The following is a 597-nucleotide window of genomic DNA, read 5'->3' as shown; positions in this document are numbered from 1 at the left end:
CGTCGGGGCGATTATCACCCGGGTCTGGGAGGACACCGCAGCCTCCTTCGACCCGTTCGCGAACCTCAGCAGGATCGGCATCGATGAGATCTCCTACAAGCGCGGACACAAGTATTTGACCGTCGTCGTTGACCACGACTCGGGCCGGCTGGTGTGGGCGGCCCCGGGCCGGGACATCGCCACGCTGAGCAGGTTCTTCGACGCCCTCGGCGCGCAACGATCCGCCGCGATCACGCATGTTTCCGCCGACGGGGCCGACTGGATTGCCCACGTCGTGGCCAAGAAATGCCCCAACGCCGTCCGCTGCGCCGACCCGTTCCACGTCGTCTCATGGGCCACCGACGCCCTGGACGAGGTCCGCCGCGGCGCGTGGAACCAGGCCCGCAAGGCCGCCCGGGCCAACGAACCCTACCGGGGCCGCGGCCGCCCGCCCAAGGACGCCCCGCCACGGCCCGACAGCACCCACGCCGCAGGGCTAAAGAACTCCCGCTTCGCGCTCTGGAAGAACCCCGAGGACCTCACCGAAAAACAACAAGCCAAGCTCGCCTGGATCGTGCAAACCAACCCGGACCTCGCCCGCGCCTACTACCTCAAGGA

General features: G+C 68.3%; 1 protein-coding gene. It reads left to right on the top strand.

Annotation, left to right across the window (positions count from 1 at the left end):
- Window positions 1-597, top strand: a 597-nt coding sequence (locus AB4Y80_RS16900) for an ISL3 family transposase (protein ID WP_442215495.1), incomplete at both ends; no start/stop codon positions are given.

The sequence above is a fragment of the Specibacter sp. RAF43 genome, assembly GCF_052114065.1.
In the GTDB taxonomy this organism is placed as follows: domain Bacteria; phylum Actinomycetota; class Actinomycetes; order Actinomycetales; family Micrococcaceae; genus Specibacter.
This window is presented reverse-complemented; position numbering and strand designations above follow the sequence as displayed.